This window comes from Stenotrophomonas sp. TWI809 (genome assembly GCF_039673205.1).
Taxonomy (GTDB): domain Bacteria; phylum Pseudomonadota; class Gammaproteobacteria; order Xanthomonadales; family Xanthomonadaceae; genus Stenotrophomonas.
On the sequence record NZ_JBDJLE010000014.1, the window covers coordinates 16,431 to 36,078 of the forward strand.

At 68.5% G+C, this 19,648-nt stretch carries 17 protein-coding genes and 1 other RNA gene; 11 read left to right on the forward strand and 7 right to left on the reverse strand.

The window, feature by feature from the left end; genetic code table 11:
• Positions 1-91: 91 nt before the first annotated feature.
• Complete coding sequence (locus ABE472_RS11820; protein WP_346466259.1) at positions 92-2,092, forward strand: acyltransferase family protein; 2,001 nt, start codon at positions 92-94, stop codon at positions 2,090-2,092.
• Positions 2,093-2,140: 48 nt separating this feature from the next.
• On the opposite strand, the gene ABE472_RS11825 is transcribed toward ABE472_RS11820, so the two are convergent.
• Genes ABE472_RS11825 through ABE472_RS11840 form a run of 4 tightly spaced genes read right to left on the reverse strand, consistent with a single transcriptional unit; the run spans position 2,141 to position 6,166 of the window.
• The gene (locus ABE472_RS11825) at positions 2,141-3,532 is read right to left on the reverse strand and encodes an FAD-linked oxidase C-terminal domain-containing protein (protein ID WP_346466260.1); all 1,392 of its coding nucleotides are present in this window, start codon (positions 3,530-3,532) and stop codon (positions 2,141-2,143) included.
• On the reverse strand, positions 3,532-4,071 hold the full coding sequence (locus tag ABE472_RS11830; RefSeq protein WP_313210253.1) for a metal-dependent hydrolase: 540 nt from the start codon (positions 4,069-4,071) through the stop codon (positions 3,532-3,534). The genes ABE472_RS11825 and ABE472_RS11830 overlap by 1 nt, the downstream gene beginning before the upstream one ends.
• The gene (locus tag ABE472_RS11835; protein WP_346466290.1) at positions 4,071-4,439 is read right to left on the reverse strand and encodes a YraN family protein; all 369 of its coding nucleotides are present in this window, start codon (positions 4,437-4,439) and stop codon (positions 4,071-4,073) included. The genes ABE472_RS11830 and ABE472_RS11835 overlap by 1 nt, the downstream gene beginning before the upstream one ends.
• Positions 4,440-4,444: 5 nt before the next feature.
• Positions 4,445-6,166 (reverse strand): penicillin-binding protein activator, encoded by a 1,722-nt coding sequence (locus tag ABE472_RS11840; protein WP_346466261.1) that lies wholly within the window; start codon positions 6,164-6,166, stop codon positions 4,445-4,447.
• 79 nt (positions 6,167-6,245) lie between these two features.
• Between ABE472_RS11840 and rsmI the strand changes: the two genes are divergently transcribed.
• On the forward strand, positions 6,246-7,067 hold the full coding sequence (gene rsmI / locus ABE472_RS11845; protein WP_313219986.1) for a 16S rRNA (cytidine(1402)-2'-O)-methyltransferase: 822 nt from the start codon (positions 6,246-6,248) through the stop codon (positions 7,065-7,067).
• A gap of 449 nt (positions 7,068-7,516) precedes the next feature.
• On the opposite strand, the gene rnpB is transcribed toward rsmI, so the two are convergent.
• The 3 genes from rnpB to ABE472_RS11860 all read right to left on the reverse strand — a co-directional run bounded on the left by rnpB (position 7,517) and on the right by ABE472_RS11860 (position 9,405).
• Positions 7,517-7,867, reverse strand: an RNA gene (rnpB, locus tag ABE472_RS11850) — RNase P RNA component class A.
• Between the two features lie 44 nt (positions 7,868-7,911).
• Positions 7,912-8,391 carry a DM13 domain-containing protein gene (locus ABE472_RS11855; RefSeq protein WP_346466262.1) on the reverse strand — a complete coding sequence of 160 codons (480 nt, stop codon included), beginning with the start codon at positions 8,389-8,391 and terminating at the stop codon, positions 7,912-7,914.
• A gap of 237 nt (positions 8,392-8,628) precedes the next feature.
• Positions 8,629-9,405: an NRDE family protein gene (locus ABE472_RS11860; RefSeq protein ID WP_346466263.1), complete on the reverse strand. Its 777-nt coding sequence runs from the start codon at positions 9,403-9,405 to the stop codon at positions 8,629-8,631.
• Between the two features lie 324 nt (positions 9,406-9,729).
• Here ABE472_RS11860 and mraZ point away from each other — a divergent pair, with 324 nt between their 5' ends.
• From mraZ to murG, 9 genes are read left to right on the forward strand one after another with little or no spacing between them, the layout of a single operon-like run.
• A complete protein-coding gene (gene mraZ, locus ABE472_RS11865) occupies positions 9,730-10,176 on the forward strand; it encodes a division/cell wall cluster transcriptional repressor MraZ (protein WP_019182494.1) in 447 nt (148 codons plus the stop codon).
• 14 nt (positions 10,177-10,190) lie between these two features.
• A complete protein-coding gene (gene rsmH, locus ABE472_RS11870) occupies positions 10,191-11,159 on the forward strand; it encodes a 16S rRNA (cytosine(1402)-N(4))-methyltransferase RsmH (protein WP_313219984.1) in 969 nt (322 codons plus the stop codon).
• Entirely contained in the window at positions 11,156-11,419 is a 264-nt protein-coding gene (gene ftsL / locus ABE472_RS11875; RefSeq protein WP_019182492.1) for a cell division protein FtsL, read from the forward strand. The genes rsmH and ftsL overlap by 4 nt, the downstream gene beginning before the upstream one ends.
• A complete protein-coding gene (locus ABE472_RS11880; RefSeq protein WP_121042695.1) occupies positions 11,416-13,260 on the forward strand; it encodes a penicillin-binding transpeptidase domain-containing protein in 1,845 nt (614 codons plus the stop codon). The genes ftsL and ABE472_RS11880 overlap by 4 nt, the downstream gene beginning before the upstream one ends.
• A complete protein-coding gene (locus tag ABE472_RS11885; RefSeq protein ID WP_346462848.1) occupies positions 13,257-14,738 on the forward strand; it encodes a UDP-N-acetylmuramoyl-L-alanyl-D-glutamate--2,6-diaminopimelate ligase in 1,482 nt (493 codons plus the stop codon). Before ABE472_RS11880 ends, ABE472_RS11885 begins: the two co-directional genes overlap by 4 nt.
• Positions 14,735-16,129 carry a UDP-N-acetylmuramoyl-tripeptide--D-alanyl-D-alanine ligase gene (murF, locus tag ABE472_RS11890; RefSeq protein ID WP_313219983.1) on the forward strand — a complete coding sequence of 465 codons (1,395 nt, stop codon included), beginning with the start codon at positions 14,735-14,737 and terminating at the stop codon, positions 16,127-16,129. The genes ABE472_RS11885 and murF overlap by 4 nt, the downstream gene beginning before the upstream one ends.
• On the forward strand, positions 16,119-17,204 hold the full coding sequence (mraY, locus tag ABE472_RS11895) for a phospho-N-acetylmuramoyl-pentapeptide-transferase (RefSeq protein ID WP_088433957.1): 1,086 nt from the start codon (positions 16,119-16,121) through the stop codon (positions 17,202-17,204). The genes murF and mraY overlap by 11 nt, the downstream gene beginning before the upstream one ends.
• Entirely contained in the window at positions 17,204-18,532 is a 1,329-nt protein-coding gene (gene ftsW / locus ABE472_RS11900; protein WP_070471723.1) for a putative lipid II flippase FtsW, read from the forward strand. Before mraY ends, ftsW begins: the two co-directional genes overlap by 1 nt.
• Complete coding sequence (gene murG / locus ABE472_RS11905) at positions 18,529-19,623, forward strand: undecaprenyldiphospho-muramoylpentapeptide beta-N-acetylglucosaminyltransferase (protein WP_313210228.1); 1,095 nt, start codon at positions 18,529-18,531, stop codon at positions 19,621-19,623. Before ftsW ends, murG begins: the two co-directional genes overlap by 4 nt.
• Positions 19,624-19,648: the final 25 nt, after the last annotated feature.

A 19,648-nucleotide genomic window follows, 5' to 3' on the forward strand; every position in this document is an offset into this window, starting at 1 on the left:
GCGAAACGACGGCGCGCGCTGTCGCGTTTGCCCTTTGAAGCGCATCCCCCCTTACCGTGATGCTGTGGGCCACCTCAGCTCGGCTACCCGCATGCGCACGTCTGGATGCTCCCACAATCCCGCCATTGACGGCATGCGCGCGCTCGCCGTGCTGGCCGTCATCGTCTTCCATGTCGATGCCCAGCTGTTGCCGGGCGGCTTCACCGGTGTGGATCTGTTCTTCGTCATTTCAGGCTTCGTGATCAGCCAGTCCCTGGCTGCACGGGGTGACACGCCACCGGGCACGTTGCTGCTCGATTTCTATCGTCGCCGCGTGCTGCGCCTGTTGCCCGCGCTGCTGCTGATGCTGGTGGTCACGTTCGTGCTGTCGGCGTTGCTGATTCCGCGGGCATGGCGCAATGAACAGTTCGACCAGACCGGCATGGCCGCCCTGCTTGGCCTGAGCAATATCGTGCTGGCGGGGCAACAGGACAGCTACTTCTCGCCCGGTGCGGACCTCAATCCGTTCCTGCATACCTGGACATTGGGCGTGGAGGAACAGTTCTACCTGGTCTTTCCCGTGCTGTTCATCGCCTGGTTGCGCGGTCGCCAGCGCTTCCCTTCGTTGCGCTGGCTGCTTCCGGTCGTGTCGCTGGTGTCTCTGGTGTTGGCGGCATGGCAAAGCCGCGTTGCGCCCACCACTGCCTTCTATCTGCTGCCGGCGCGCTTCTGGGAACTGGCCGCTGGCGCGCTGCTGTATCAATGGATGACGGCCCGTGGCGGTGCGCCGCGCGGACGTTGGCTGGCATGGCCAGGGGGGGCGCTGTTGGGCGCAGGCGTGGTGCTGGCACCGTCGCTGCCGCTGCCCTTCCCGGGGGTGGCCCTCACGGTGATCGGCGCGCTGCTGCTGCTTGCCGCGGTGTCTGCCGAGGGTGCCGCCACGACCGGGTACGCGCGGTTGCTGTCATGGGGGCCGTTGACCCACCTGGGCCGCATCTCGTACTCGCTCTACCTCTGGCATTGGCCGCTGCTGGTCCTGCTGCGTTGGACCTACGGCCTTCAGGGGGCAGCGCTGTGGCTGTACCCGATCCTGCTTCTGCTGGTGGCCTCGGCGTCCTACCGCTGGGTGGAAACGCCGCTGCGCCGCGCCCCCGCGCTGGCTGCAAAGGCCCCCGCCAAGGTGCTCGCGATGGCGGTGCCGGTGGTGGCCGGCGCCGCGTTGCTGGCCTGGAGCATGGTGAACTTCCACGAGCAGATATCGCTCAGCAGCACCCGCGACGGCTACGCGTGGCAGGCACGCAAGTACCCGGCATGGCGGCCGCTTGACCCGGTGGACGCGCCCGGGCTGGCCGGCCGCCGCCTGTTCGTCGCCGGTGACTCGCATGCCGCCGCGTATCGCACCCTGACGTCGATGGTGGCGCGGCAGACCGGCATGGAGGTGCGCCAGGACGATCAGGGTGGGTGTGGCATCGTCAATCTGCTGCGCGCGGCCCCGGCCGACTGCCGGTCCTTCGCCGAGCGGGCGCTGTCGCGCATCGAGGCGCAGGCGCGACCGGGCGACATCGTGCTGCTGGCATCGCTGCGCATGCCCGAGCTGCGCGGCCGCGACTGGGGCAATGGCGATGCGGTGGTGTTCCAGCAGATGCTGGCAGAGCGCACGCCGTCCGATGCCGCCGCTGCGCGCGCCGAGGCGGAGCGGGTGCTGGACCGGCTGCAGCGGCTGGGCGTGCACGTGGTGGTGGATGCGCCGTTGCCGCTGTTCAAGGCGGGGGCGTATCGCTGCACGGACAGATTCAACCGGATGAATCCAGCCTGCGCCGGCGGGCTGGACATGGCGCGCGCCGACCTGGAGCTGCTGCGTGCACCGCAGCTGGAACTGCTGGCCGCGCTGAGCGACCGCTATCCGTCGTTGCACGTCTGGGATCCGCTACCGCTGTTGTGTGGTGCGCAGACGTGTTCGGCCATGGACGGTGACCAGCCGCTGTTCTTCGACAACGATCACCTGAGCGGTCACGGCAACCGCGTACTGCTGCCGGATTTCCGCACCACGCTGATCGACATCACCCAGCGCGCACCACGCACCGTAGAGCCGGGCTCTGCCCGGCTGCCGTAGAGCGGGGCGCCATCCGGCTGCCATCCGCGCCCGCGGCATGAACCCGCATCACCCCGGCGGCAGCACCTTGCCCGGGTTGAGGATGCCGTCCGGATCCAGCGCGTGCTTGATCGCCCGCATCGCCGCCAGCGTGGCGGGGGAGAAGGCCTGGGCCATGAAATCGCGCTTGGCCAATCCGATGCCATGCTCGCCGGACAACGTGCCGCCGAGTGCCAAGGTCAGTTCAAAGATCTTCGGCAGCGCGGCATGCGCGCGTGCGTTCTCGTCGGCGTCGTCAGGGTGGTACAGGATGTTGACGTGCAGGTTGCCGTTGCCCGCATGGCCGAAGGTGACGATGGTCAGCGTGTACTCGCGCGCCAGCGCCTGCACGCCGGCGACCAGGTCAGGGATGCGCGACACCGGCACCACCACGTCTTCGTTGATCTTGCCCGGGGCGATGCTGCGCAGCGCGGGCGACAGCGCCTTGCGCGCGGCCCAGAGTTTCTCGCGTGCGGCCCCTTCCATCGCCACGTCCAGCGCCAGCAGGCCGTCGCCCTCGGCGGCGGTGGCCAGTGCCTGCAGCAGGTAGGGCAGCGTGTCGTGGTCGCCGTCGGCTTCCACCAGCAGCATCGCGCCCGCCTCGGGCACGTCGGCGCCATTGCGACGCAGCAGCGCCAGGCTGCGCGCGTCCATGAATTCCAGCCGCGTGGGCACCACCGGTTGCGCCATCAGGCGCGACACGGCTGCGGCGGCGGCATCGGCATCGCGGTACAGCACGCGCAACCCGGCCTGGGCGACCGGCAGCGGGGTGAGCTTGAGCGTGGCTTCCACGATCAGCGCCAGCGTGCCTTCGCTGCCGACCAGCAGGTGGGTGAGGTCGTAGCCGGTGGCGTCCTTGGTGTAAGCGCCGCCGCAGTGGATGAGGTCGCCTGCGCCGGTGACCGCCACCAGGCCGAGCACGTTGTCGCGGCTGGTGCCGTACTTCACCGCGCGCGGGCCACCGGCATTGCACGCCAGGTTGCCGCCGATGCTGCAGATGTCGGCGCTGGACGGGTCCGGTGCCCAGAACAGGCCGTGCGGCATCAGCGCCTGCTGCAGGTCGCCGTTGAGCACGCCCGGTTCGACCACCGCGCAGCGGTTGCCGGGCTGGATGGCGAGGATGCGCGCCATGCGCGCGAACGACAGCACGATGCTGCCGTTGACCGGTACCGCCGCGCCGGTGGTGCCGGTGCCCGCGCCGCGCGCCACCACGGCCACATGGTGCGTGCGGCAGGCGCGGACCAGCGCCACCACCTGCTCGCGGTCACGCGGAAACGCCACGCCGAGCGGCAGCTGGCTGCGCCAGGAGTTGTCCTGCGCATGGGCGGCCAGTGCCGCGTCATCGGTGCGCCACCCATCGTCGCCCAGCAGCGCATGCACGGTGGACAGGAAGGCGGCGGGCAGGGCGGGGGTGGTCGACATCAGGCGTTCCGGGAATTCACAGGGGCGCGTTGGATCAGCCTCCAGCCGATCACGGCGGCGGCCAGCGGCAACCACACCCAACGCAGTTCAGACACAACGGTGGCCAGCCCGCGCGCGCTGAAGAACTGCCCGGCGAATGGCGACACACGGATCGGGCGCCACGGCGCGAACAACCGCTCGCCACTCCATGGCCACCACAGGGCAACCCCGAGACCGCCGGAGGTGAACGCGTCCAGCAGCGGGTGCGACAGGGCACTGATGCCAACGAATGCGGCGGCCTGCACTGCACTGGCTCGCAGGCGCGTATGCAGCAGGGCAGCGAGCACGGCCAGCACCGCGGCAAACACGATCGAATGACTGGCCCCGCGGTGGCCGAAGCTGTCGGCGTAGGGAATGTGCAGCGCGAAGGCCAGCACATCCGCGTCGGGCAGCATCGCCGCGACCACGCCAGCGGCCAGCAACGGGGTGGCGATGCGGCCGCGATCCGCGGCGCACCACAGCGCCAGCGGAATGGCGGCGTGGGTGAAGATGGAGGGCATCAGCAGTCGTCCAGCCGGAACGCGTCGCGCAGCCAGTTCAGCTGCGGGGGCTCGCCACTGGCTTCAACCACGTCGAAGCGGCAGGGCTGCTCGGCCAGCCAGGGATGGGACTGCAGAAACAGCTGCGCGGCGATCACCAGCTTGCGTCGCTTGCGCAGGTCCACCGAAGCCGCGCCGCCGCCGAAGCGGGCAGTGGCGCGGTAGCGCACTTCCACGAACACGACGACATCGCCGTCGCGCATGATCAGGTCGATCTCGCCCCGGCGATACCGCGCGTTGGTGGTGACCGGGCGCAGCCCGGCCTGACGGAGATGGTGCTGCGCGGCGGCTTCCACCGCCGCACCGCGTACCGCGCGCCCGGTGGGCACGTGGCTCAGTTGCTGCTGGCGATCGGCATCGGCCGGCCGCCGCTGAAGGTCGACCATGCCGGCACCCGCAGTACGTTGCCGTTGCTGTCCAGGAACAGGGTGCCGGTGGCGCCGGCCAGGCCGCCTTCCGTCGCGACCTTGTCCAGGTAGGCGCTGATCTTCCAGGCATCGAAACCGAACGCGAACAGGCGACCGGAGGCACCACGCGCCGAGGGCAGGATCTGCCCGGCCGTGGAGGCGGCCGGCAGGCCGGGCACGCCACGCACGTTCCAGGCTTCGTTCGGATAGACGATGCCGTCCAGCGCCATGTCTTCTTCCGGCTTGCCGGCACCGACGGTCAGCTGCGAGGTGCCGACGCGGCTGGCGCCACCGGCACCGGCCAGCGCCAGCTGCGGGGTCAGTGCACGCGCCTGCGGCGCCTTCACTGCCAGCAACACACCGTCGATGGCGCCGGCCGCACGCACCTGCGCGCCAATGTCGCCGACCGTGTCGCTGACGCCGATGGTGGCCACCACCTGACCACCGCGCTGCGCGAAGCGCTCACGGAAGGCGGCGGCGGCACGGCGACCGTTGTCATCATTGCTGTGGATCACCAGCACCTTGCTGCGCTCGCGGCCGCGCAGGTACTCGGCGGCGATGATGCCGTCGTCTTCCGGGGCCAGCGAGAAACCGGCGCTGCCCGCCGGCGGGGTGTCCTTGCCGCGGTTCAGGGCCAGCACCGGCACCGGCAGTTCGCGGCGGCCGAACACGGCATCCACTTCATCGCGGCCGAGCGGGCCGACGATGAAATCGGCACCGGCGGTCACCGCCTTGTCGTAGGCGGCCACGGCACCGGCGGCGGTACCGGCGGTGTCGATGAACTGGATGTCCGGACGGCGGCGGGTTTCACCGTAGTAACCGCTGAGCAGGCCATCGCGGACCGGCTGCGCGGCGGTGGCCAGGCGGCCACTGAGCGGCAGCAGCACGGCCATCTTCACGGGCGGACGATAGCCATCGCTCATCGCCGGCGGGCGCTTGCTGGTATCGAACTGCGAGGCGCCTTCGCGATCGAACGGACGCGGCAGCGGCATGCCCCGGGCGATCAGCGCACGGCCGGCGAAGTTGTACAGCGGCTCGTTGGCCGGCAGTGCCGCCGCGCGGGAGCGCAGGGTGGCATCGTCCAGCGTGCCGAGCAGGCCGGCGATGGCCTGCTGGTTGTCGCTGCGCGCCTTGCCGGAGAGCGCGGCGTGTGCACGGGCGCGCTCCAGCGCGGCGCCGAGGTTGTCGCCGGTGGCCTGCAGTGCGTTGGCGCGCGCCAACTGCCAGCGGGTACGCAGCGAGGGGATGACCGCGTCGGCCGATTCTTTCAGTGCGGCCAGCGCCTGGGCCGGCTGCTTGTCGGCCAGCGCGAGTTCGGCCGTGGTCAGCTGGTAGCGCTGGAGGCTGGCGCCGCTGAGCTGGCGCGCAGTGACCTGGGCCAGCAGCGTGCGGGCGCGGGTGGCATCGCCGGCTTCGTGCCAGGCAAAGGCGGCATCGGCCAGGGCGGCGCTGCGGGCACTGCCGCGCAGGGTGTTGGCCAGGGCTTCCAGCTGGACCGCCGCATCGCGCGGCTTGCCCTGCTCGATCAGCGCCAGGGCCTGGCTCTGGGCCGGCGAATCCGGCGCACTGGTGAAGCTGGTCGTGGCGCAGCCGGCAAGCAGCATCAGCGACAACGAAAGGGCGGAGATCCGTACGACGGGCTTGTTCATGATCAGGTCCATTCGATGGGGGCAGCGGCCGTGGCCGGGGAACGGTACGATTCTACCCTTGACCACGGAAGAGCCGCTGATGAGTGCTGTCCCCACGCTGTATGTCGTTGCCACCCCGATCGGCAACCTCGCCGATCTGACCCCGCGCGCGCAGGACGTGCTGCGTTCGGTGGCCGCGATCTGCGCCGAGGACACCCGCCGCAGCGGCCAGCTGCTGGCCCACTTCGGCATCCAGCAGCCGTTGGTGGCGCTGCATGACCACAATGAAGAAGCGTTGTCGCAGCGGATCGTGGCGCGCCTGTTGGCCGGGGAGTCGCTGGCACTGGTCAGTGATGCCGGTACCCCGCTGGTCAGCGACCCGGGCTACCGGCTGGTGCGCGCCGCGCGGGAAGCCGGGATCAAGGTCAGCCCGATTCCCGGTGCCTGTGCGGCGATCGCGGCGCTCAGCGTGGCCGGCCTGCCCAGCGATCGCTTCACCTTCGAGGGCTTCCTGCCGGCCAAGGCCTCCGGCCGCCGCGAGCGGCTCCATGCGCTGGCCGGTGAAACCCGCACGCTGGTGTTCTACGAATCCTCGCACCGGATCACTGAATCGCTGGCGGACATGGTCGCCGCGTTCGGGCCCGAGCGGCCCGCGGTGCTGGCGCGTGAGCTGACCAAGCTGTTTGAGACCGTGCTGGATGGTGATCTGGCCTCGCTGCTGCAGCAGGTGGAAGCCGACGACAACCAGCGCAAGGGCGAATTCGTGGTGATGGTGCAGGGCGCGGCCGACGATGAGGAGGCTCAGTTGGCCGCCGGCCGCCGCATGTACGCCAAGCTCAGCGAACACCTCCCGCCGTCCACCGCAGCCAAGCTCGCCGCCGAACTCACCGGTGCCCCCAGAAAAGCCCTGTACGGCGGTTGATCGGCCGGTCGCGCCACCCCACGGGTGGCTGCACGCGGTGCCAAAGAAGGTAGAGCCACCCCATGGGTGGCTGCACGCGGTGCCAGAGAAGGTAGAGCCACCCCATGGGTGGCTGCACGCGGTGCCAGAGAAGGTAGAGCCACCCCATGGGTGGCTGCACGCGGTGCCAAAGAAGGTAGAGCCACCCCATGGGTGGCTGCACGCGGTGCCAGAGAAGGTAGAGCCACCCCATGGGTGGCTGCACGCGGTGCCAGAACGTGAGGCAGCCACCCATGGGGTGGCTCTACCGCGCGTGCAGATTGAATGCCGGCCCACGCCAACCGTCTGGAGGCACAGCCCCCTTTAGTAAAGGGGGCGCGGCGACAGCCGCGGGGAATTGGGCGCTGGTGGCCCGGGGGCCAAGGTTTGCGCTGCAAACCTTGGGGATTTTTTCGTCATGACGAAAAAAGCGGCGGAGCCGGCCGATAAGCCGGGTTTTGTCGTGGACAGTCATTCCTCTAGGCGCTACGTCACCGCAGCGCTCAAGCAACCTACCCGGACCCGACGCGGGCCACGCCATTAGGTCCCTATTTGGTCTTGCTCCAGGTGGGGTTTGCCGTGCCGGTCTGTTGCCAGACTCGCGGTGCGCTCTTACCGCACCATTTCACCCTTACCGGCTTCCCGAAGGAAACGTAGGCGGTATCTTTCTGTTGCACTTTCCGTCGGCTTGCGCCGCCCAGGCGTTACCTGGCACCTTGCCCTATGGAGCCCGGACTTTCCTCGGCATCCGCAAGGGATGACGCGACTGTCTGGCCGACTCCGCCGCGCGCATTGTCCCACATCCCGGCATGCGGAGGGCGGGCGATCACCCCGGTGTTCGATACTGCCCGGCCGAGATGAACTGCGCGAAGCGTTCGCACCACACCACCACGGTGGTGAATTCCTCGACATCCACGCCCGGTGGCACATCGACCAGGAATCGGTTGAAGGTCTTCACCTCGCCGATCCGCACGGCATCGGTCTTGATCCGTTCAAAGCCGGCCTTGGTATCGACGAACTCGCGGGTCAGATACACCTTGTAGTCGGGCCCCGGGGCGATCTTGCCGGTGAACGCGACCTGGGTGGAGCTCACGCTCAGTGCGCCGTCGGCCCAGTGCAGCGCGTCGCTGCCTTTCTGGTCGCGGTGGAAGGTGGCGTGGTAGCGGGCCTGTCCCATCGCGTCCTGTACCTGTTGCACCGGCGGATCGTCGGGGGCGGTCAGGATCGGCAGGAAGTACACGCCCAGGCCGAAGCCCACGCCAAGGACCAGCAGATGGCTGGCCAATAGAAAGAGGATGCGTCGCATGCAGGTCCCGGGTCCGAAGAGGGCGCGGCGAAGGTGCCGTCCGCCTCATCCTCGTCGCGGGGTGTCCGGGGTCAAGCCACGGCCGATGCCGGCGCCGACCGTGGCCGGCGCCCGCCCGGGTCCAGCCCGGCGTCATGGCCTGAAATCCGTTGCGGCGCAACGCGTTAAACTTCGGTGAACACCTTCAATCGCGGCTGAAGTGCCCCGTCGCACACCGGCGAAAACGGGCTCGTCGCGTCATATCCCCACAGCCGGCGCCGTAACCGCCAGCCGCGTCTCGCCGATGCAGCTGCCGTCCGGCCCGAACCGGCGCTCGTGGATGAAACCCTGGCCGTCGGCATCCAGCGCGATCAGCGTGCTGGCGCGGGTGCCGTACTCCGGGCTGCGGATGAACGCTGCGCTCAGCCAGCGCTCGCGTTCGAGGCCGATGCCGGTGTCGGGCAGGGCGCTGTCGTCGGCCCGGGTTTCATCGGCCAGCGCCGCCCACAGCGGGCCCAGGTCGTCGCTGCCGCTGGTGATCCAGCCCTGCAGGGCGGCGTTCAAGCGCTCCGTCTTGGGCCACGGGGCATCCAGCGGCCCGTTGGACATGCCATGTACGCCGGGCGCCAACGCCTGCCGGCCCGCCGGGTGGTTGCCCAGGAACTGGCAGCTGTCGCGATCGGCCAGCAGCAGGTTGAACGGGGCGAAGTCGGCGGCGCGGGCGGTCAGCCCATCGGCGAAGCGGGCGGCCGGGGCGGTGTCACGCAGGTAGTCGGCTACCAGGGCCCCGCGTGAGGGGCCGGTCTGCCGGGCCAGCGGGTCGCGCACGTTGGTCACCACCGCCATCCGTCCGTCCGCACCGATCCCGGCCCAGGTCCCGCCCGAGCGCAGGTCGCGGCCTGCGGCCACCCCGTCATCCGGAGGGGGCCACCGGGCCAGGGCGGCGGTCGGCCGCGCGTGGAACTCATCGCGGTTACCGACCATCACCAACTGCCAGCGGGGGTGGGTTTTCCAGGCAAGGGCGAGCAGACACATGCCTCACAGTGTGCCGGTTCTGCGCAGGGCGGAGGCGATGACGGCCGGGTCAGGACTGAATACGGGGCGATGTTTCACGCGGCCTCCACAGGCCTGAACTTCGGCGAAATCTCAAAAAATGAGACGAAACAGCAACTTGTGGATAAGCCTTGAACAAGTCTCTAAAGATCGCTGCAAGCCCTTGATGTTCAAAGTGATTTCGCCTTCGCAAAGTTGTTGACAACCCAATCGGCACTGCTAAGGTGGGCATCAGAGGGGAAACCGGGTTTTTTGTGGTTTTTCGTGGTTCAATGTTTCACCAGGCGAAGGAAAGGTGAAAACGTCGTGTTTCAAGGCGAGACGGCCATCACTGTTGACGACAAAGGGCGCATGGCGGTTCCGACCGCGCATCGCGACCTAGTCGCGCGTGTGAGCAACAACCGTCTGGTCCTGACCTACAACCCGTTCGAGTCCGGCTGTCTGTGGCTGTACGCCGAACAGGAATGGGAACGCGTCCGTGATGACGTCATGTCCAAGCCCAACACACAGCGCGTCGTGCGCCTCCTGCAACAGAAGCTGGTCGGTTCGGCCGCGCATCTGGAGCTGGACGGCAACGGCCGCATCAGTATTCCCGCCAGCCACCGTGGTGCCGTTGGCATTGAAAAGAAGGCGGTGCTGCTCGGTATGGGCGACAAATTCGAATTGTGGAGCGAGCAGGCTCATCGCGCGTTGATCCAGCAGACGTTGTCTGACGAGGATCTCGGCGATGGGTTGCTCGACCTGAAGTTGTGAGCCGGGGTGCCCGGATGCGCGGAGCAGCGCAGGCCGGTCACCTTCCGGTGTCGCAGTCGCCGGCAGGCCACCTGCCGGTCCTGTACACGCAGGTCCTGGATGGCCTGAAGGTGATCGAAAACGGCGTGTATCTCGATGGCACGTTCGGTCGTGGCGGTCACGCCAGGGGCGTGCTCGAGCAACTCGGTCCGGGAGGCCGACTGCTGGTCATGGACAAGGATCCGGAGGCGATTGCGGTAGCCGAGCGTGATTTCGCGCCGGACCCGCGCGTCTCGATCTTCCGTGGCAGCTTTGCTGATCTGCTGCACTGGGATGCCACCGCGCAGGGCCTGGATGGCGTGCTGTTCGACCTGGGCGTGTCCTCGCCCCAGCTGGATGTCGCCGAGCGCGGTTTCAGCTTCGGCAAGGACGGCCCGCTGGACATGCGCATGGACCCGGACAGCGGTGAAAGTGCGGCGCAGTGGCTCAACCGCGTTGAAGAGCGCGAGTTGATGGACGTGCTGTGGACCTACGGCGAAGAACGCCAGGGCCGCCGCATCGCCAAGGCCATCGTCGCCCGCCGCGACAAGCAACCCTTCACCCGCACCGCCGAGCTGGCGGAGGTGATCGCCTCGGTGATGCCGCGTGGCAAGGACAAGATCCACCCGGCCACGCGCAGCTTCCAGGCGATCCGCATCCATATCAACCGCGAACTGGCCGACCTCGAGGCGGGCCTGGAGGCGGCGATGGCGCGGCTCAAGCCCGGTGGCCGGCTGGCGGTGATCAGCTTCCATTCGCTGGAAGACCGCATCGTCAAACAGTTCATGAACCGCTACGCCAAGGCACCGCCGAGCAACCGCCGGTTGCCCGAGCTGGCTGCCTTCGTGCCGACGCTGGACCTGCACGGTGGCGCCATCAAGGCCGAAGACGACGAGCTGGCGGTCAATCCGCGCTCGCGCAGTGCCGTGCTGCGCGTCGCCGAAAAGCGTGAGGTGGCCGGATGAGCCGCCTGCTGTTGATCGTGCTGCTGGCCTGCACCGTCGCCTCGGCGATCGGTGTGGTGTTCATGCGCCATCGCCACCGCCAGACCTTCGTGGAGCTGTCCCGGGTCGAGCGTGCGCGCGATGAGATCAACATCGAGTTCGGTCGCCTGCAGCTTGAGCAGGCCACCCTGGCCGAGGCGACCCGGGTCGACCGCGTCGCCCGCGAGCGCCTGGGCATGAAGTTCCCCGAAGCGGCCGACGTCGTGGTGATCCGGCCATGAACAAGTCCGGCCGCAACCGTGCGCGCAACAGCTTCAACCTCCGCCAGCGCCTGAAGTGGGTGGGGCTGGCGCTGGGCCTGTGCTCGGTCTCGCTGGTCGGCCGCGCCGCCTACGTGCAGATCATCAACAGCGAGTTCTACCAGCGCCAGGGCGAAGCCCGTTACCTGCGCGAACTGCCGATCAACACCTCGCGCGGCATGATCACCGACCGCAATGGCGAGCCGGTCGCGGTGTCCACCCCGGTCGCCTCGATCTGGGTCAACCCGCAGGAACTGCTGCGCTCGCCCGACCGTATCCCCGAGCTGGCGACCGCGCTGGGCATGCCGCTGGATGAGCTGACCTCCAAGCTTTCGCAGAAGGCCGATAAAGAATTCATGTATCTGCGGCGCCGGATCAATCCGGACGACGCGGAAAAAGTGGTCGCGATGAAGATCCCGGGCGTGGCCTCGCAGCGCGAGTTCCGCCGCTTCTACCCGCAGGGTGAGGCGATGGCGCACGTGCTCGGCTTCACCAACATCGACGACCGCGGCCAGGAAGGGCTGGAGCTGGCCTTCGACGAATGGCTGCGCGGCAAGGCCGGCGCCAAGCGCGTGATCCGCAACCGCAAGGGCGACACGGTGGAGAGCGATCTGCTGCGCGCCGCCGAACCGGGCAAGGACCTCACCCTCAGCATCGACCGCCGCATCCAGTTCCTGGCCTTCAAGGAGCTGCGCAACGCGCTGATCGAGAACAAGGCCGCGGGCGGCTCGATGGTGATCATGGATGTGGCCACCGGCGAGATCCTGGCCATGGTCAACCTGCCGACCTACAACCCCAATGCCGTGGGTGGCGCTGCGCCGGACACCCGCCGCAACCGCGCGGTGACCGATCTGGTCGAGCCGGGTTCGACCATGAAGCCGCTGACCATCGCCTCGGCGCTGCAGTCCGGCGTGGTCACCAAAGACACCACGGTGGACACCAACCCGGGCTACATGGCGCTGGGCCGCTACACGATCAAGGACGTGCCGCGGAACAACGGCGTGCTCAACGTCACCGGCGTGATCACCCGCAGCTCGAACATCGGCGCGGCCAAGATCGCCGCCAAGATGCCGGACCAGGTCTTCTACGACCACATTCACAGCTTCGGTTATGGCGTCGCCCCGCACAGCGGCTTCCCGGGCGAATCGGCCGGCGTGCTGCCGCGCCCGGCGCGCTGGAGTGGTCCGTCCAAGACCACCATGTCCTATGGCTACGGCCTGAATGTCAGCCCGCTGCAGATCGCGACCGCCTACTCGGCGCTGGGCAACGGCGGCAAGCTGATCGCGCCGACCTTCGTCAAGGGCCAGCGCAACGAAGGCAAGCAGATCATCGACGAGAAGATCGCCAAGGAAGTCGTGGCGATGATGGAAACCGTGGTCACCCAGGGCGGCGCCAAGCAGGCGGCGGTGCTGGGTTACCACGTGGCCGGCAAGACCGGCACCGCCCGCAAGGCCGGCCCCGGCGGTTACGAGCGTGGCCATTACAACGCGCTGTTCGCCGGCGTGGTGCCCGCCACCAACCCGCGCTTTGCCACGGTGATCGTCATCAACGACCCGCAGGGCGGCAAGTATTACGGCGGCCTGGTCTCCGCACCGGTGTTCCACAACGTCATGGAAGGCGCGCTGCGCCTGATGGACGTGCCGCCGGATGACATCGAGTCGTGGCTGGCCGCCCAGCAGTCCGGAAAGATGGGCCACTCGGCCTCGGTGCTGCCGATGCCGCCGCCGGAAACGGTGATCGCGCCCGATGCCGCCGCAGAATTCGATGCCGCGCTGCCCAGCGCGCACGCCACAGTGCCGCCCGCGCAGGGAGGCACGCAATGAGCCAGATGATGTTGCTGTCGCAGTTGCTTCCCGATGTGGTGCTGAGCCACGACCCGACCATCACCGGCCTGGTGCTGGACAGCCGCGCGGTGCGCCCGGGCAATGCCTTCGTGGCGATCGCCGGCTTCGGCGCGCACGGGCTGGGCTTTGTCGATCAGGCCCGCGCCAATGGCGCCGGGGCGATCCTGTTCGACCCGCCGGCCCCGGCCGAGCTGCCGGCCCCGGCCGATGCGATTGCCGTGCCGGGCCTGCGCCACCGCATGGGCGCGATGGCCGATCAGTTCCACGGCCACCCCTCGCGCGCGATGACGATGGTCGGCGTGACCGGCACCAACGGTAAAACCTCCACCGTGCAGTTGCTGGCCCAGGCTTGGCACCTGCTCGGCACCCGCAGCGGCAGTATCGGCACGTTGGGCGTCGGACTGTATGGCGACGTGGTGCCGACCGGCTTCACCACGCCGCTGGTGCTGCAGATGCATGAGGTGCTGGCGCAGCTGCGCGACGGGGGTGCCCAGGCCGTGGCGATGGAAGTCAGCTCGCACGCGCTTGATCAGGGCCGCGTGGATGCCGTGCATTACGACGTGGCGGTGTTCACCAATCTCACCCGCGACCATCTCGACTATCACGGCGACATGGCGCAGTACGGCGCGGCCAAGGCCAGGCTGTTCCACCGCGACGGGCTCAAGGCCGCCGTGGTCAACCTCGATGACAGCTTCGGCAGCGAACTGCTGCGCACTGTCGGTGAGAGCGTCCGCCCGATCGGTGTGAGCTCGCGCGGTGCCGCGCAGGCCACCGTACGCGCTGATTCGCTCACCCTGGACGGTCGCGGCATCGCCTTCGATCTGGTCGTGGACGGTCAGCGCCATCCGGTGCAGTCGCCGCTGCTCGGCCGCTTCAACGTGGACAACCTGCTGGCCGTGGCCGGTGCGCTGCATGCGCTGGATCACGCCCCGGCCGCGATCGCCGCGCTGCTCTCGCAGCTGCAGCCGATCGCCGGGCGCATGAACCGCCTGGGCGGCGAGGGTGGCCTGCCCACCGTCGTGGTCGATTACGCGCACACCCCGGATGCGCTGGAACAGGCACTCACCAGCGTGCAGGGCCATCTGGCCGGGCGCCTGATCTGCGTGTTCGGCTGCGGCGGCGAGCGCGATACCGGCAAGCGCCCGCAGATGGCCGCCATCGCTGAGCAACATGCCGACGTGGTGATCGTCACCGACGACAATCCACGCGGCGAAGACGGCGACGTGATCGTGGCCGACATCCTCAAGGGATTTGATGCACCCGCTGCCGTCACTGTGCAGCGCGACCGCGCCGCCGCGATCGCCACCGCGATCGGCCAGGCCGGCGCGGGCGATATCGTGCTGATCGCCGGCAAGGGCCACGAGCCCTATCAGGAGATCCACGGGGTCCAGCACGCCTTCGATGACACCGAGGTGGCCGGCCGTGTGCTGGCCGCGCGTGCGGGGGTGACTGCATGAAGCGCACCCCGCTGTCGCTGATCGCCCACTGGGCCGGTGGCGAGATCCATGGCGAAGACACCGCCATCGATGCCATCAGCAATGACACCCGTACGCTCGCGCCCGGCAGCCTGTATGTGGCGCTGCGGGGCGAGCGTTTCGATGGCCATGACTTCGCGGCCGACGCGCTGGCACGCGGTGCCTCGGCGATGCTGGTCGAACGCCTACTTGATGTCGCCCTGCCGCAGATCGTGGTCGCCGACAGCGAACACGCCCTGGGCCGCATCGCCGCCGGCATGCAGCGTGACCGCGACACCGCGGTCTTCGCCATCACCGGCAGCAACGGCAAGACCAGCGTCAAGAGCCTGCTGCTGGCGATCCTGGAACAGGTGGCACGTGACGACCGCAAGGTGGTCTACGCCAACCCCGGCAACCGCAACAACGAGATCGGCCTGCCGCTGGCAGTGCTCGATGCGCCGGAAGATGCCGACTACGCCGTCTACGAGATGGGCGCCGGCAAGCCGGGCGACATCGCCTACCTCACCGAGATCGTGCGCCCGCACTACGCGCTGGTGAACAACATCGCCCCGGCGCATCTGGAACGCATGGGCAGCCTGCAGGGCGTGGCCACCACCAAGGGCGCGATCTACGCGGCGCTGCCGTCCGATGGGGTGGCCGTGATCAATGCCGATGACGCCTTCGGGATCTGGTTCGAACAGCACATCGTCGGCCAGCCGCCGCGTTGCCGCGTGCTGCGCTACGGCCTGGAGCACACCGCCGATGTCACCGCGCGTGCGATCCGCCCGGCCGCGCAGGGCAGCCAGTTCGTGCTGTCCACGCCCGCGGGCGATGCCGAGATCACGCTGGGCCTGCCGGGCCGGCACAACATCAGCAATGCGCTGGCCGCCGCCTCGCTGGCGCTGGCCGCGGGCATTGCGGTGGCGCAGATCGCTGCCGGCCTGGCCCGCGCCGAGCCGGTGCCGGGCCGCCAGATCGCGCACCAGCTGCCCAGCGGCGCGGTGCTGATCGATGACAGTTACAACGCCAACCCGGGTTCGCTGGCCGCCGCCATCGATGCCCTGGCTGCCTCGAAGGACGAGGGCTGGCTGGTACTGGGCGACATGCGCGAGCTCGGCCCGGACGGCGAGGCGCTGCATGCCCAGGCTGGCCGCCGCGCCCGCGATGCCGGCCTGAAGCGGCTGTACACGCTCGGCCCGCTGAGCGCCGCCGCCTCGACCGCCTTCGGTGAAGGCGGCCAACAGTTCCAGAGTCACCAGGCCCTGGCCGCCGCGCTCGCCACCGAACTGCATGCCGGCGTGCGCTGCCTGGTCAAGGGCTCGCGTGGCAGCGCCATGGACACGATCGTCAAAGCGCTGCTCGCGCAAGGAGAGGAAACCCCCAATGTTGCTTGAACTGGCCCGATGGCTGCAGCAGTTGGAGAGCCTGTTCGGGCTGTTCGGCTACCTGACCCTGCGCGGCATCCTCGCGGCGCTGACCGCCCTGTTCCTGTCGCTGTGGCTCGGCCCGGCGATGATCCGCAAGCTGGCCCAGTTCAAGGGCGGCCAGCCGATCCGTACGGATGGTCCGCAGACCCATTTCGCCAAGGCCGGCACGCCGACCATGGGCGGCTCGCTGATCCTGCTGACGATCACGCTGTCGGTGCTGCTGTGGGCCGACCTGCGCAACCGTTACGTCTGGCTGGTGCTGGCGGTGATGCTCTGCTTTGGCGCGATCGGCTGGTACGACGACTGGATCAAGATCGTCCGCCGCGACCCGAACGGCCTGAAGTCGCGCTGGAAATACCTGCTGCAGTCGATCTTCGGTCTGGCGGCCGGTCTGTTCCTGTTCTACACCGCCGATGTCCCGGCGGCGATGACGTTCTACATCCCGATGTTCAAATCGATCGCGCTGCCGCTGGCCGGCATCAGCTTCGTGGCCATCGCGTATTTCTGGATCGTCGGCTTCTCCAACGCGGTCAACCTGACCGACGGCCTGGACGGGTTGGCGATCATGCCGACGGTGCTGGTCGCCTGCGCCCTGGGCGTGTTCGCCTATGCCTCGGGCAACGTGGTGTTCTCCAGTTACCTGCAGATCCCGCAGATCCCGGGCGCCGGTGAGCTGGTCATCATCTGCGCGGCGATCGCCGGCGCAGGCCTGGGCTTCCTCTGGTTCAACACCTATCCGGCCATGGTCTTCATGGGCGACATCGGCGCGCTGGCGCTGGGTGCGGTGCTGGGCACGATCGCGGTGATCACCCGCCAGGAGCTGGTGCTGGTGGTGATGGGCGGCGTGTTCGTGATCGAGACGCTGTCGGTGATGATCCAGGTCGCCTCGTTCAAGCTGACCGGCAAGCGCGTATTCCGCATGGCACCGATCCACCATCACTTCGAACTGAAGGGCTGGCCGGAGCCGCGCGTGATCGTGCGCTTCTGGATCATCTCGGTCGTGCTGGTGCTGATCGGCCTGGCCACGTTGAAGGTCCGCTGATGAACGACCTGTCGCGCCAGGCAACCCGCCTTGAAGCCATCGGAGGCCACTTCGACAAGTGGCTGCTGGGCGCAATCATCGCGCTCACCGGGCTGGGCGTGGTGATGGTCGCGTCGAGCTCGATCGCGCTGATGAGCAGCCCGTTCTATTACCTCAACCGCCACCTGATCTTCCTGGCGGTGGGTATCGGCCTGGCAATCATCGCCATGCGCACCGAGCTCAAGAGCATCGAGCAGTACAACCAGATCCTGCTGCTGGGCTGCTTCGCGCTGCTGGTGGTGGTGTTCATCCCGGGCCTGGGCAGCAGCGTCAACGGTGCCCGCCGCTGGATCAACCTGGGTATTTCCAAGTTCCAGACCGTCGAAGCGGTGAAGGTGCTCTACATCGTGTGGCTGTCCAGCTACCTGGTCCGCTTCCGCGATGAGGTCAACGCCACCTGGCCGGCAATGCTCAAGCCGCTGGGCGTGGCCGGCGCGCTGGTGGTGCTGTTGCTGCTGCAGCCGGACTTCGGCTCGTCCACGCTGCTGCTGGCGATCACCGCCGGCATGCTGGTGCTGGGCGGGGTCAACATGCCGCGCATGTCCATGCCGGTGATCATCGGCATGGTCGGCATGAGCGCGCTGGCGATCATCGAACCGTACCGCATGCGCCGCATCACCTCCTTCCTGGACCCGTGGGCCGATCAGCAGGGCGACGGTTACCAGCTGTCCAACGCGCTGATGGCCGTGGGCCGTGGCGAGTGGACCGGCGTGGGCCTGGGCAACTCGGTGCAGAAGCTCTATTACCTGCCCGAAGCGCATACCGATTTCATCTTCTCGGTCACCGCCGAGGAGCTGGGCTTCCTTGGCACCTGCCTGATCATTTCGCTGTATGCGCTGCTGGTCGGCCGCACCTTCTGGCTGGGCATGCGCTGCGTGGAAATGAAGCGCCACTTCTCCGGCTACATCGCCTTCGGCATCGGCCTGTGGATCAGCATGCAGAGCTTCGTCTCGATCGGGGTCAACCTCGGCATCCTGCCGACCAAGGGCCTGACCCTGCCGCTGATTTCCTCGGGCGGCTCGAGTGTGCTGATGACCTGCGTGGCGATGGGCCTGCTGCTGCGCGTCTCCTATGAACTGGACCGCGCCGAGCGCCGCCAGGCCGTGCGCATGGGCGCCGACCAGGAAGGCCCGCTGCCGGGCGACGTGCCCAAGGCCGACAGCGCCAGCGCGGTCGCCGCGGCGATGCAGGACAGCGGCAACCGCGATGCCGCACCGCGCGACAGCGCCACCCGTGGCACCAGCCGCATGCAGCAACGCATCGAACCGACGCTGGGGAGGATGGGATGAGCACGCCTCGCCTCGATCCGTCCCAGCGCCCGGTCATGATCATGGCCGGCGGTACCGGTGGGCACATCTTCCCCGGCCTGGCCGTGGCCAAGGTGCTGCGCGAACGCGGCGTGCCGGTCACCTGGCTCGGTGCCGATGGCGCGATGGAAACGCGCCTGGTGCCGCAGCACGATATCCACATCGATACGCTCGCCATCGGTGGCCTGCGCGGCAAGGGCAAGCTGGCCCTGATCGGCGCACCGCTGCGGCTGCTGCGCGCGATCCGCGCGGCCGGCTTCCTGATCCGCGATCGCCAGCCGCGGGCGGTGATCGCCTTCGGTGGCTTCGCCTCCGGCCCCGGCGGTATCGCCGCGCGCCTGCATGGCCTGCCGTTGCTGGTGCACGAACAGAACCGCGCACCGGGCATGACCAATCGCGTGCTGTCGCGCTTCGCGCGCCGCGTGCTGGCCGGTTTCCCGGGCAGCTTCGCCAAGCGTGAGGAAGCGGTCGGCAACCCGGTGCGCGCCGAGATCGCCGCGATCACGCCGCCCGAGCTGCGCCTGGCCAACCGTCAGGGCCCGCTGCGCCTGCTGGTCCTCGGTGGCAGCCAGGGGGCACGCGTGCTCAACAATGCGGTGCCCAAGGCACTGGCTGCGCTGGGCGCTGGCATGCCGGTGCAGGTGCGCCACCAGAGCGGCGAGAAGCTGCATGCCGAGGCGCTGCAGGCGTATGCCGATGCCAGCGTGCAGGCAAGCGTGGAACCCTTCATTGCCGATATGGCCGAGGCGTTCGCCTGGGCCGATCTGGTGGTGTGCCGCTCCGGCGCCTCCACCCTGGCCGAGCTGTGCGCGGTCGGCGTGGGCAGCGTGCTGGTGCCGTTCGCCGCAGCCGTCGACGATCACCAGACCCGCAATGCGGAGTATCTGGTCGAGCGCGGCGCCGCTGTGTTGCTGAAGCAGGATGAAACGCTGGCGACGCAGCTGGAAGGCGTGTTGCGCGATTTGTCCGAAAATTCCGCCCGACGCATGCAGATGGCCAATGCCGCGCGTGCCCTGGCCAAGGTCGATGCCGCTGAGCGCATCGCCGACATCATTCTCGAGGAATCCAAATGAACACCGCTACGCGCGCCAGCCTGGC

What these genes read in the sequence shown, in the direction of transcription:
- ABE472_RS11820 (WP_346466259.1), top strand. Translation starts at nt 92, where the DNA reads ATGCGCACGTCTGGATGCTCCCACAATCCCGCCATTGACGGCATGCGC.
- ABE472_RS11825 (WP_346466260.1), bottom strand. Translation starts at nt 3,532, where the DNA reads ATGTCGACCACCCCCGCCCTGCCCGCCGCCTTCCTGTCCACCGTGCAT.
- ABE472_RS11830 (WP_313210253.1), bottom strand. Translation starts at nt 4,071, where the DNA reads ATGCCCTCCATCTTCACCCACGCCGCCATTCCGCTGGCGCTGTGGTGC.
- ABE472_RS11840 (WP_346466261.1), bottom strand. Translation starts at nt 6,166, where the DNA reads ATGAACAAGCCCGTCGTACGGATCTCCGCCCTTTCGTTGTCGCTGATG.
- rsmI (WP_313219986.1), top strand. Translation starts at nt 6,246, where the DNA reads ATGAGTGCTGTCCCCACGCTGTATGTCGTTGCCACCCCGATCGGCAAC.
- ABE472_RS11855 (WP_346466262.1), bottom strand. Translation starts at nt 8,391, where the DNA reads ATGCGACGCATCCTCTTTCTATTGGCCAGCCATCTGCTGGTCCTTGGC.
- ABE472_RS11860 (WP_346466263.1), bottom strand. Translation starts at nt 9,405, where the DNA reads ATGTGTCTGCTCGCCCTTGCCTGGAAAACCCACCCCCGCTGGCAGTTG.
- rsmH (WP_313219984.1), top strand. Translation starts at nt 10,191, where the DNA reads ATGCGCGGAGCAGCGCAGGCCGGTCACCTTCCGGTGTCGCAGTCGCCG.
- ftsL (WP_019182492.1), top strand. Translation starts at nt 11,156, where the DNA reads ATGAGCCGCCTGCTGTTGATCGTGCTGCTGGCCTGCACCGTCGCCTCG.
- ABE472_RS11880 (WP_121042695.1), top strand. Translation starts at nt 11,416, where the DNA reads ATGAACAAGTCCGGCCGCAACCGTGCGCGCAACAGCTTCAACCTCCGC.
- ABE472_RS11885 (WP_346462848.1), top strand. Translation starts at nt 13,257, where the DNA reads ATGAGCCAGATGATGTTGCTGTCGCAGTTGCTTCCCGATGTGGTGCTG.
- murF (WP_313219983.1), top strand. Translation starts at nt 14,735, where the DNA reads ATGAAGCGCACCCCGCTGTCGCTGATCGCCCACTGGGCCGGTGGCGAG.
- mraY (WP_088433957.1), top strand. Translation starts at nt 16,119, where the DNA reads ATGTTGCTTGAACTGGCCCGATGGCTGCAGCAGTTGGAGAGCCTGTTC.
- ftsW (WP_070471723.1), top strand. Translation starts at nt 17,204, where the DNA reads ATGAACGACCTGTCGCGCCAGGCAACCCGCCTTGAAGCCATCGGAGGC.
- murG (WP_313210228.1), top strand. Translation starts at nt 18,529, where the DNA reads ATGAGCACGCCTCGCCTCGATCCGTCCCAGCGCCCGGTCATGATCATG.